10 protein-coding genes are annotated in these 11755 nt (G+C 40.8%); all 10 read right to left on the reverse strand.

Going from position 1 to position 11755, the window contains the following annotated elements:
- Positions 1–747 precede the first annotated feature (747 nt).
- Positions 748–1806: a class I fructose-bisphosphate aldolase gene (locus tag P2W76_RS16040; protein WP_276348910.1), complete on the reverse strand. Its 1059-nt coding sequence runs from the start codon at positions 1804–1806 to the stop codon at positions 748–750.
- 100 nt (positions 1807–1906) lie between these two features.
- Entirely contained in the window at positions 1907–2200 is a 294-nt protein-coding gene (locus P2W76_RS16045; RefSeq protein WP_276348911.1) for a DUF6122 family protein, read from the reverse strand.
- Between the two features lie 21 nt (positions 2201–2221).
- Positions 2222–4276, reverse strand: a complete 2055-nt coding sequence (locus P2W76_RS16050; RefSeq protein WP_276348912.1) for a copper-translocating P-type ATPase — start codon at positions 4274–4276, stop codon at positions 2222–2224.
- A gap of 54 nt (positions 4277–4330) precedes the next feature.
- On the reverse strand, positions 4331–5821 hold the full coding sequence (locus tag P2W76_RS16055; protein ID WP_276348913.1) for a multicopper oxidase domain-containing protein: 1491 nt from the start codon (positions 5819–5821) through the stop codon (positions 4331–4333).
- A gap of 189 nt (positions 5822–6010) precedes the next feature.
- Complete coding sequence (locus tag P2W76_RS16060) at positions 6011–6526, reverse strand: nuclear transport factor 2 family protein (protein WP_276348914.1); 516 nt, start codon at positions 6524–6526, stop codon at positions 6011–6013.
- A gap of 39 nt (positions 6527–6565) precedes the next feature.
- A complete protein-coding gene (locus P2W76_RS16065; protein ID WP_276348915.1) occupies positions 6566–9457 on the reverse strand; it encodes a multicopper oxidase domain-containing protein in 2892 nt (963 codons plus the stop codon).
- 7 nt (positions 9458–9464) lie between these two features.
- Entirely contained in the window at positions 9465–9923 is a 459-nt protein-coding gene (locus P2W76_RS16070; RefSeq protein WP_276348916.1) for a heme-binding domain-containing protein, read from the reverse strand.
- 5 nt (positions 9924–9928) lie between these two features.
- Positions 9929–10495, reverse strand: coding sequence for a DUF3347 domain-containing protein (locus tag P2W76_RS16075; protein WP_276348917.1), 567 nt, complete (start codon positions 10493–10495; stop codon positions 9929–9931).
- Positions 10496–10641: 146 nt separating this feature from the next.
- A complete protein-coding gene (locus P2W76_RS16080; RefSeq protein WP_276348918.1) occupies positions 10642–11112 on the reverse strand; it encodes a DUF3347 domain-containing protein in 471 nt (156 codons plus the stop codon).
- Positions 11113–11195: 83 nt separating this feature from the next.
- Positions 11196–11720, reverse strand: coding sequence for a hypothetical protein (locus P2W76_RS16085; RefSeq protein ID WP_276348919.1), 525 nt, complete (start codon positions 11718–11720; stop codon positions 11196–11198).
- Positions 11721–11755: the final 35 nt, after the last annotated feature.

Below are 11755 nucleotides of genomic sequence, written 5' to 3' on the forward strand. Positions count from 1 at the left end.
TGGCTTCTTTTTCTTTTTTACTTTTCGTTTAGCCGTTCCAAAATTGGGTGTTGGAGATCGATATTGTATTTTTCTTTTAGTATTCCGCTTTTTCATGTGCCATCATCATCCTGTTTAAGTCTTGAATATTAGCCAGGGGCCCTGGGTTAAAAGTGTCCGAATTTGGTACAGCTGATTGTAAAACTAAAGGAATAATTCAGGCTTAATACTCATACAATAGTATCTAAGCTGATGATCCAGGAGCAGTGGTCAGCTGTAGTTCTGTGAAGTCGGAGGGCCCCTGAATGATTGAGAAGAGGAATTTGAATCGTCGGGAATCCGAAAATTTTCTGGAGGGTGAAAATTTATTGATTGGGGTATCGAAACCAACCGGCTATTTGAAAAATATTGGATAAAGTTAGCATGATTCACCTTATCTGCTTTGACGATAGTTTTTGACTCATTGGAAACGTATACTACCTGAGTGTTAATCTGATGCTCGAAATAAGAAAAAATATTGTCAAGCAAGTCATCTTCTGAATCATGATGATCATGATCATCCTCATGATTTGCAAATTCTTCATACATTAAGCCTTCCAAGTGACTATGGGGCATAAGAGTATGTCCCAAAATCATTGCAAAGCTCAGGAACAAAGACATCTTTATGAAAACTCGTTTAACCATTCTAACAAAGAAAGCTAAGAACTAGCATAATTAGTGAAATTAAATAAAGTTTACCCTTAAAACCGATGATCTTTACTCATTATGTTAGGCCAGATCAATTTCTTTTGACAGATAAACGTCCTGGATGGCATTCAAGAATGTCACACCATCTTTAAAAGGCCTCTGAAATGCCCTGCGCCCCAGTATCAGTCCCATACCGCCTGCCCTTTTGTTAATGATAGCGGTCTTGACCGATTCGACAAGATCCGTTTCCCCCTTCGACTCACCACCAGAATTAATCAGCCCCGCTCTTCCCATATAGCAATTGGCGACCTGATACCTGCATAGATCTATTGGATGATCAGAGGCCAGTTCACTGTACATCCTGGGATCGCTTTTTGAAAAGTTTATAGCGGTAAATCCACCATTACCCTCAGGCATTTTTTGTTTAATAATGTCAGCCTGGATGGTTACCCCGATGTGGTTTGCCTGCCCTGTGATATCAGCAGCAGTTTCATAATTCACTCCTTCTTTTTTGAAATTATTGTTGCGGGTATAACACCACAGAATACAAGCCATGCCCAGTTGATGAGCCTGCTCAAAAGCCTCCGCAACTTCAACAATTTGGCGACCGGAGTTCTCTGAGCCAAAATAAATGGTAGCTCCAACAGCAGTGGCTCCTAAATTCCATGCTTCCTGAACGCTTCCAAACATGATCTGATCATGCTTTGTTGGATAAGTTAGAAGTTCATTGTGATTAAGTTTTACTACAAAAGGAATTTTATGGGCATACTTTCTTGACATCATGGCGAGGTTGCCGAAAGTGGATGCAACGGCATTACATCCTCCCTCAATGGCTAATTTAATAATATTCTCCGGATCAAAATAAAGCGGGTTTGCAGCAAACGCAGATCCTGCTGTATGCTCAATCCCCTGGTCAATTGGAAGTATGGAAAAGTATCCCGTATTAGCGAGTCTGCCATGATTATATAATGCTGCTAAACTCCGAAGAACCTGGTTATTTCTATTGCTTAACGAAAACACTTTATCTACAAAATCCGGTGATGGAATATGAAGCAGATCTTTCGAAAGTGTCCTGCTTTTGTAATTCAGTAGATACTCTGCGTCACTACCGATCAATTTTTGTATATCCTGATAATTCATAAAAAACCGTTTTAATTAAAAAGCTTAATTATCTATATCATCAATAAGAAGGCCATTGTTCATTCCATCAATCCTATTACTCCGGACATATCTAGTACACTCACATAAAGCAATCCACATAATCTAGGGCCATGTGTATAACTAAACCAGCAGCAATTAATCGCAGCCGGGGAAAGGATAATAATCCTATATAAATCCCCACAGCCAGGTAAGAGTGTAAAGGATGAAATCCAATACTGCATCGGTTTGAATCATATATAGGATTGGCCAATAAATGATCCAGATCAACTATCATTGTTGCTATCATTATCAGCCATGCTTTCCAAAGCATCTTTCTATAAAACATGCCTGCAATTAGTGCAGGAACCAGAAAATGGAGTACAATTTGAAACATATCTATAAAGTCATAAAATCACTACGGTTTCACTTTTAACATACTTGCATTAATCGCTACAACAATGGTGCTAACGGTCATAAGCACTGCCCCGGCTGCCGGACTTAATAATACTCCCTGATTATACAGGACACCGGCGGCCAGAGGCAATGCGATAACATTATACCCGGTTGCCCAAACCAGATTTTGAATCATTTTACGATAAGTGGCCTTACCAAATAAAATCAGGTTGACCACATCCTTTGGATTACTATTAACCAAAATAATTCCGGCTGTTTCAGCGGCAATATCGCTGCCGCTGCCTACGGCAATACCCACATCGGCAATGGCTAAAGCAGGCGCGTCATTTACCCCATCACCTGTCATAGCTACAAACTCCCCTTTACTTTGCAGTTCCTTTATTTTTTCGAGTTTCTGGTGAGGTAATACCTGAGCCATAAAGCTATCCATTCCCAGTATTTCGCTAACGATTTTGGCGACTTTATCGTTGTCACCCGTAAGGAGAATAGATTTGATATTGTTCTGCTTTAGTGTTTTGATAGCTTCTTCAGATTCAGGCCGTATCTCGTCTGATAACGCGATATATCCCGCCCATTCATCATTGATCAGTACAAATACAACCGTTTCTGTATCGTTCGCTGCGAAACCATCGGGTATAGTAATGTTATTTTCTTTTAAGTAACCCGGACTTACGACCAGGATCTTTTTGCCCTCTACCGTAGCCTCAACACCTTTACCAGTGATAGCATTAAAGTTTTCTGTTGCAGGAATAGTGATAGATAAGTCTTTTACCTTTTGCAGGATGCCTGTAGCTATAGGATGTTCTGATTTTTGCTCTAGAGCAGAAGCTAAACGAATGATCTCGTTTTCAGCAAGCCCTTTTTGAAGGGGGACTATTTTTGAGACTTGGAATTTACCTACCGTAAGTGTCCCCGTTTTATCAAAAACGATGGTTGTGATTTTCCTTGAATTCTCAAAAGCTGTTCTGTTTTTAATCAGCAACCCATTTTTTGCAGATAAGGCAGTTGATTTCGCAACGACCAACGGCACTGCCAATCCCAAGGCATGCGGGCAACAAATCACGATTACCGTTACCATCCTTTCCATAGCAAATGCCAGAGTTTGTCCGGTTAAATACCAGTATAAAAATGTAGCTATACCCGAAACCAGAGCAATTACAGTTAGCCATCTTGCCGCCTTATCTGCCAGGAGCTGTGTGTTAGATTTAGACTTTTGCGCATCATCCACCAGCTTGATTACCTGCGAGAGATAAGAATCTTTTGCAGCATGCGACACGGTAACTTTTATAGAGCCATTGCCATTAATAGCGCCTGCAATTACTTTATCCCCTTTACTCTTTTGCACAGGCTTTGACTCACCTGTTAACATGGACTCATTAAGGTAACTTTCGCCTTCCAATACTACTCCATCTGCTGCAACTTTTTCGCCGGGTTTAACCAGAATAATGTCATTCTCTTTTAATGTATCGGTCTTGACATCATGCACCATATCGGGCATCACCATGTGCGCATCAGAAGGCATTAATTGAACCAATAACTCCAGCTCTTTAGATGCCCCGGCAACAGATTTCATTTCAATCCAATGCCCCAAAAGCATGATGAGGATCAGGGTTGACAACTCCCAGAAGAAATCCATACCCTGTAAGCCAAATACTACAGCTACACTATAAACATATGCCACTGTTATAGCGAAGCCAATCAAAAACATCATGCCTGGATTTTTGGTCTTTACCTCATCTACTAATCCTTTTAAAAATGGCCATCCACCATAAAAAAACACAATCGATGATAAGGCAAATAAGATATAGGATGAACCTGTGAACTGCCAGTCTACACCAATGAACTGCTGTATCAGTTGCGATAAAAGCATAACGGGAATAGTGAGTGCCAACACAACGTAGAACCGCTTCTTGAAATCAGCGATCATAGCCTGGTGATTATGTCCTTCGTGCCCCCTTGCAGGATTTGAACCACGTGGCATCTGGCTATGATCCATTTTGGAATGGTTTGGTTCTACCTTTTTTTTAATAGCTTCCGAATGTGGATGGTTTTCCATTAGTTTTCTGTTTTTGAATCTGTAAAGAAGGAAGGTTGTAAACCAAAAAATCCTTTAAGTCAATTGATATTGTAACATCATCCCATCATCTTCGTGTTCCAAATTATGACAATGAAAGACAAAGACACCGGTTAATGTTGAAAATGGAATGATGATTTTTACTATTTCACCGGGCATCACTAAAACAGTATCCTTCCAGCCACTTTCAGAAGGAATGAGCTGTCCCCGGCCACCGCTTCTTTCCCATACCTGGAAATGTACACCGTGCAGATGCATAGGATGAGGTTCATCACCCTGCGAATTATCAAATACCCATATCTCCGTTGTATTGGCAGCAACTAATTCATCAATCCTGTTCTTCTCATAGGTTTTTCCATTGATACGATGCATACCAGTCATATTCATACCTCCGCTCATTTGCATGGCGTTTATAATAAAGTTTCTCGTTTTTGAAGATGATGAAGGAGCAACAGTATTAAAAGAGGAAAGTGAAGCTGGTGCTGTAAAGCTGTCACTTACCGTTTGGGTTATTTTAAATTTCAGAATTTTGAATCCTTGTTTACCTTGTGCACTTCCAGCGTTATTGAACACTTTGCTTTCTAAAAACACTTCCGTACCTGCAGTCAGCCCGGCAAAGTTTACCAGTACATCTAAGCGTTCTCCCGGAGCCAGTAAAATGTTCTTCACGTTGGAAGGATTTTTTAATAAGCCACCATCATTACCAATTATAATTAAATCAGCATTATTACTTAAAGCAAGATTATAGATTCGGGCATTGGAACCATTTAACATCCGGAGCCTGTAAAACCGTGTGGTTACTTCGGCAAAAGGAGACACCTCTCCATTTACAGTGATTGTTTCACCCATATAACCAGACATTACCTCTCCCATAGAAGGGCTATAAGTAATCCCCGATGATGAAAAGCGTTTATCCTGTATTACCAAAGGGATCTCATAAATCCCTGAGGGCAAATTTAAAGCTGCTTCTTCTGCATCATTAATTAAAAACAAACCGGCCAGGCCCTGAAACGCCTGCCTGGCAGTAGCTCTGTCAGGATGTGGGTGGTACCAGCTCAATCCAGCCCGTTGATTAACGTTGAACTGATAATTAAAACTATTCCCTGGATTTACGACATCTTCCGGATGTCCATCCATTTTAGCCGGGATTTTTAAACCATGCCAATGAATATTACTTTTTTCTGAAAGATTATTCTGAAAATTTATACTGGCATTTACGTTGCTGTTAACACGAATAGTCGGACCCAATAGACCCTTTGCCTGGTAACCCAATACCTGGATATTATTGCCGTTAATAGTTGCCGTCGTTGCCTGTGCGGTTAAAGTTGCATTACCTGTTACGGTGGTGGGAATGGGGAGCAGCCTGTTGAAATTTCCTTCCTTTACAGATACAGGCTGGCCTCCCATATTCATCTTATCCATCATGTGTCCTTTGCCGCATGCGGCTAAAAAACTGACCACAGAACTACCTGCAAATATACTGCTTGCTCCCAGACCTGATTTTTTTATAAATTTTCTGCGTTTCATAATTATTTATTTGATTTTATGAAAGGAGATGGATCTATTCATCCAGTTTTTCCTCCATCTGCTTAATTTCAGTTTTCTCCTTTTGAATATCCCGGAGATAAGCCCGAATAACAGAAAAATATTGGCTATCCATGCCAATGAAAATCCCTTGCAAATCTGCCTATAATAAGGTAAGCCTCTTAGAGCCCATCATATCAATGACCCGACTGCGATGACTACAGTCGGGTTAGTTCTAACAATTAACTTCACCGTGTTAGAACACAATTTAGGATACTTTCGTGACGAACTATGGCTGACCATGATCTTCCATTTTCCGTCAATCTTTTTGAGTGTGGAAGTGGCTACCCCTTTTCGTTTTATTTCTGAATTATCTTTAGCTAATACAATCGTGTAATTATACGTTTCAGTAGAAAAAGCATAGTTTCCGTCCACTTGTACATCTGCTTTGTAATCACTAAAAGTAAAAGACTTGAATACCTTTAACTCAGGACCAAGGTGATGTTCCAGGTAATGGATGTAGGTGCCTTCGATACCACCGGATTCATAAATTTTAGAATCTGCTGTAAAAAGCAATTCTGTACCTGTAGCATCTAATTTCTGAATAGCATCATGATAATTTCTAAGGACTGTCTTTACTGCTTCGGCCTCATTAGTTTGTGTAAATGATGTCACATATAAAAACAGCATACTGGCTATTAACGTCATTTTTTTCATTTTTATTTACGTTTAAGAATGTTTAAATAATTAGTAAGTAAGGGTTAGTCCACCCCCAAATCCCATGTCGCTGTCGTAGTGAGTTGATAAATTGAAGTATTTGGTTACGATGTATCTTAGTCCGGTGGTATATTCTTTATCCGTATTACCAGATATGTTCAACCTTAACCTTGGCGCTACCGGAATATCCTCTCGCGATAATTGAAAACGAAGTTTGCCTTTACTGTCAATTCTTTGTTCGGCAATAAATAACATGGGAAGTGTGTATTGTATACCGGCTACAAAAGCTTTTCTGTTCGTTTGATTACTAATCTGACCAAACATGTTTTTTTCACCTTCGTTTCTTACTGCGTTACGATGATAATCGAACCCAATAAAAGGAAATAGCCACTGGTTCCTTCCTAAGTACCGTCCAAAATTAGTTTCGCTCTCGTTACCATGCATTGCTTTCAAACCGAGTCGCCATTCGGTAGAAAGCTTAAAACGAGTACTCGCCATCATAAATTCTCCGTCACTGCCATTACTTTCTATCCCGACTGAGCCCATTTTGTGAAATTTTCTGTCTTCGGAGTTCAATCCCCTCTTGGCAACTTTAGGATTGGTAATATCAGTCTTATCAACCAGCTCATTATCGTAAGAAAAAACCTTTCCCATACCGCTCATCATGTGGTATAAAATATGGCAATGAAAGAACCAGTCACCACCCCGTTCATTTGCGTTAAATTCTATGGTGTCTCTTTCCATGGGCATAATGTCAATGATATTTTTCATTATGGCGTTTTCACCTTGTCCATTTAGCAACCTGAAGTCGTGACCATGCAAGTGCATGGGATGGCGCATCATACTATTGTTGAACAAAATTATTCTTACGTTTTCACCTTTTCTTATAAGTATTTTATCACTTTCCGAAACTACTCTGTTATCAATGCTCCAGACATAACGGTTCATATTACCCGTCAGGTCAAATTTTATTTCTCTCCATGGACCCTTAGGTAAAGTGGTTTTTTCAGGTGCCCGCAACATCTCGTAATTAAGTGAGACCATTTCGGAGTTGTTTTTAGCCATTTCCATACCAGCCATATTGGAGCTGGCAGGGTCCATGCGATTATCTACTGCGACTTCACCGTTTTCTGTAATAGGAGTAGTTTGTTTCTTACCCGCATTTCTTTTATCCATCCTTTCTACTTTTGATGCACTGCGGATTTCCTCACCTGTAATCTCCGGATACATCACCGTGTTCATATCCATGATCTGGTTTTTCATCGCCATTCCATCCATCTCAACCAGGTTACCATTCATATCCATCATATCGTTCATCATCCTCATACCTAAAAAATATTTAGGTCGGTTCCATCTTACAGCAGGCACTTTCGGGCCGCTCCCGAGCCACAGAGAAGTAAATTTTGTACGATCTTCCGGTGTTGCCAAAAATTCGTAACTCTTGTTTTCAGGAATAGTTACAACAACATCATAGGTTTCTGATACAGCTATTATCAACCTGTCAACTTCTACCGGTTCAACATCATTGCCATCGGTTGCTACTACAGTAATTTTGCCACCAGAGTAGCTAAGCCAGAAATAATCGGAAGCTCCACCGTTTGCTATCCTCAACCTTACTTTATCACCAGCTTTAAATTGTGGCTGATAGCTCTGATTTCTACCGTTAATTAGAAGACTATCATAATAAATGTCCGTTAAATCCATCGCATTCATCCGCTTCCATTCGTTCTTCACCTTTGTTTTAAACCAGCCCAATTTTATTGCTTCTGAATAGGTTTGCTCAGCACCTTTTTGCACAGCAAACCAATCGGTAGCAGCATGTAAGCTGCGGTGAGCTTCATCTGGTTTCATATCCAGCCATTCACTAATAATTACCGGGATAGTTGGAATATTCCATTCCTCCCTTTTGTTCATGATAAAAGACCCGTACATACCCAGTTGCTCCTGCAGGCCGCTATGGCTATGATACCAGTGTGTACCATGCTGTATAATAGGGAACTTATAAACGTAAGTAGCGCCGGGTTTGATCGGCATTTGTGTAAGGAAAGGAACCCCATCCATTTTGTTGGGTAAAAACAGCCCGTGCCAGTGCAGGGAGGTTTCTTCTTTCAATCTATTATGTACATATATTAAAGCAGTGTCTCCTTCGGTGAAGGTAAGTGTAGGCATTGGAATTTGTCCGTTCACGGCAATAGCCCTTTTGGATTTGCCTGAAAAATTCACCATGGTATCGGCAATATATAGATCATATCTCACGGTTCGTGGCGGAGTAGAGTTTAAAATGGTTTTGATGGGCCCAAGATTAGCTTTAGCTATTTGCATAGCGTCCATATCTTCCATCACTTCCGTTTTGTCTTTAGCGGGCATGACCATGTTTTGATGTTCGCCAGAGGGGTCTGAAACCCGTTTGGTTTCGGCTGGGACGGCTTCCTTTTTGGCAGGCATGGTCATCCCATCCATATTACCCGTTTTCGCTGGAGGAGCTTTTTTTACCGGGGCAGGTGTCGAAGGCTTGGTGGGCTTGGATTTCTGAACAACCAGTTTCATTCCACACTTGGGACAATTCCCCGGTTTATTTGAGGTAACCTCCGGGTGCATAGGGCAGGTATAGACTACCGCCGATGCAGGGGGGGCAGGCTTTTTTGCAGGAGCTGTCGAAGTGCCCTGGCTTGACGGTTTTGGCGCTGGGGCTTTTTTAACCGGTGCAGGTGTTGAGGGCTTAGTGGCTTTTGTTTTCTGAACCACCAGTTTCATCCCACATTTAGGGCAATTCCCGGGTTTGCCGGATTTTACCTCCGGATGCATTGGACATGTATAAACAGTCTGCATGGAGGCGAATACGGAATGTGAATGCGCCGGATGCTCCGCATACAGCACTTGCTGGAACCAAAGCATGATGAGCAGTAATAGTAGCTTATTCATAATTATTTTATTTAGAAATTTCATTCCTGGCTATTTCTATCCAGTCAATTAATAATTTTTGATCAGTCTTTGAAAGAATGCTTCCCTTGTGCATATAGGTATAAGAAGGCAGGGGCATGCTTTCGTCTTCAATAGATCCTTTTATGACTTTTAATTTACTGAGCTGCCTGCGTTTGGAATAGTTCCCAAACTCGTCAAAATTCAGTTCCGCTTTTCCTTCTTCTATATGCCATGCCATCCACCATGCTCCGGGCTGCAGTGTAGCATACCACGGATAACGGGTATTGTTACTATGGCAATCATGGCAGGAGTTTTGCAAAATAGCTTGTACATTTTCGGGCACATTGATTACGCTGGCTATGCCCCCGCTTGAAGCCTGCACGCTTTGATTGCGTGCAGGCTGAACAAACTGAATAGCAACCAGAATAACCAATAAGACAATTAGTCCTATTTTTATTCTGCTCATCGAATTTAATTAAGCTCTTCTTTTACCGAACCACAGGTTGACATAGCCAGTCCCAAATAAGGATTCTTCACCTCTTTAGTTTCGCTCAGCCAATTTGCGCCTTTATTGTTGTTATACATTGGGCAGTTGGTATAATACAGTTTTTGTCCTGCACCAGTCGCTTTAACCAACTCATACACCTCGTCGCTTAAGGTTTCAAAATGCTCACGCTGATGAACCAAATTACCTGCATTGGCAGCAATATGTTCGGCATGCTCTATGGCATCGGCTTCCACATCAGTATACACTTGGCTCTGTTCAGCATTTAATACTGTTTTATCCATATCCTTAAAGGCCTTAGCTACCTCAGTTGCAGCTGCAGCAGCTTCTTTATCATTGTCATTTGTAAGCGCATTTTTGAGTTTAAGGTAGCCAGTCAATATTTCGCTGGCGGGCATTTTATTTTCGGTTGTTTCCTTATCCATAGTCCTCACTGATGCGGTGCTGTCAGAAACTTCTTTATTAGATCCATTATTGTTGCAGGCAACTAAAAGAATTGATGCCAGTGTTAAGCTTAAGATGATTGTTTTCATGTTTTTGGTTTTTAATTATTTTTAACGGCGGTATTTTTTATAAAAACCAACCGCAATATTTTAATAAGTATCGAATGATGTAATAAGTTAGAATTCCATAGTAAGGCCATAGGATACAATGTACCCATGGCCTTATTTGATTAGAATTATTTAAGGGTTTCTACAACTTTACCGCAGGTAAGCATAGCGCTGCCGTAATAAGGGTTCTTAATCGCAGGCTCTTTACTAAGCCAGCTGGCTTTCTTCATCGGGCAATACGCCTTATAAATATCACCGTGACCAAGTTTTGTAACTTTGGCTAAGGCGGCCATATTTTCAGAGAAAGCCGAGAAAAGTTCTCTTTGCTTTTTCAGATCTTTAGCGTTTGCGATAGCAGCAGCATCCTTGACCAACAGTGCCCGGTTGTCATCTGGGAGGTTTTTTGCATCAACAGAAGCAGCTGTTTTGACAAATTCAGCAGCATGAGTTGCAGCTAGGTCAGCTTTGCTGGCTACTAAAGCATCTTTGATTGCATAATAGTGGGTAAGCAGGTCGCCGTGAAGGGTCGGTCTATCTAGCGCATAGGATTGCACCAGTCCGGTTGCAATGAATGCAACTATAAAAAATATCTTTTTCATTTTGAAATGATTTTAATGTTTAAAGCAAATAATTACTTGCATGGCTCAAATAATGACCATGGGTATCAAACTTTAAACAAAAATCAAATCAGGAAACTCTGGATAGCTATACGGGTATCCGCTATGGGCGGATGGTGATTTCGTACAAAATATTTATTGCTGGGTAAGTGAAGATCAGATTCCAGCACATCTCTATTAAAGGTGGTTATAAACCCTAACGTAACGAACAGGGGCTCTAAATTGTAATTAAAAAATTGCGGCGCACGTTTCTCACCTTTTTCAAATTTAGCTACTTCATCCTTACAGCAATTGTCCTCGGGGTTTTCCTGGGGATTGCTAACTTGTTTATGGTGATTAGCCTCTTCCTGGTGGTGGTCAGACGGCTTCTGGTGAGGGCTTACTGGAGTCTGATGATGATCAGCAGAAGCGGCATGCACATGAGATTTGCCATGCTCATGGCTTTTTTGTTGATGACCGGTCGGTTCTTTATGGTGATCGGCGTTCAAGGTCGTATTTAACCCTACAGAACAAGCGAACCCTACAATCGTACTCAGGGAGAATACGAATAGCAAAAAGGCTGCTTTAAACTGTATGGATGAAATTCTCATTAAAACAATATGTTGTTAAGTTGAATTAGTGCAAC

The organism is Daejeonella sp. JGW-45 (genome assembly GCF_029360805.1).
GTDB lineage: Bacteria > Bacteroidota > Bacteroidia > Sphingobacteriales > Sphingobacteriaceae > Daejeonella.

Coding starts and splice junctions, on each gene's coding strand:
- P2W76_RS16040 (WP_276348910.1), bottom strand. CDS start 1,806: ATGAATTATCAGGATATACAAAAATTGATCGGTAGTGACGCAGAGTAT.
- P2W76_RS16045 (WP_276348911.1), bottom strand. CDS start 2,200: ATGTTTCAAATTGTACTCCATTTTCTGGTTCCTGCACTAATTGCAGGC.
- P2W76_RS16050 (WP_276348912.1), bottom strand. CDS start 4,276: ATGGAAAACCATCCACATTCGGAAGCTATTAAAAAAAAGGTAGAACCA.
- P2W76_RS16055 (WP_276348913.1), bottom strand. CDS start 5,821: ATGAAACGCAGAAAATTTATAAAAAAATCAGGTCTGGGAGCAAGCAGT.
- P2W76_RS16060 (WP_276348914.1), bottom strand. CDS start 6,526: ATGACGTTAATAGCCAGTATGCTGTTTTTATATGTGACATCATTTACA.
- P2W76_RS16065 (WP_276348915.1), bottom strand. CDS start 9,457: ATGAATAAGCTACTATTACTGCTCATCATGCTTTGGTTCCAGCAAGTG.
- P2W76_RS16070 (WP_276348916.1), bottom strand. CDS start 9,923: ATGAGCAGAATAAAAATAGGACTAATTGTCTTATTGGTTATTCTGGTT.
- P2W76_RS16075 (WP_276348917.1), bottom strand. CDS start 10,495: ATGAAAACAATCATCTTAAGCTTAACACTGGCATCAATTCTTTTAGTT.
- P2W76_RS16080 (WP_276348918.1), bottom strand. CDS start 11,112: ATGAAAAAGATATTTTTTATAGTTGCATTCATTGCAACCGGACTGGTG.
- P2W76_RS16085 (WP_276348919.1), bottom strand. CDS start 11,720: ATGAGAATTTCATCCATACAGTTTAAAGCAGCCTTTTTGCTATTCGTA.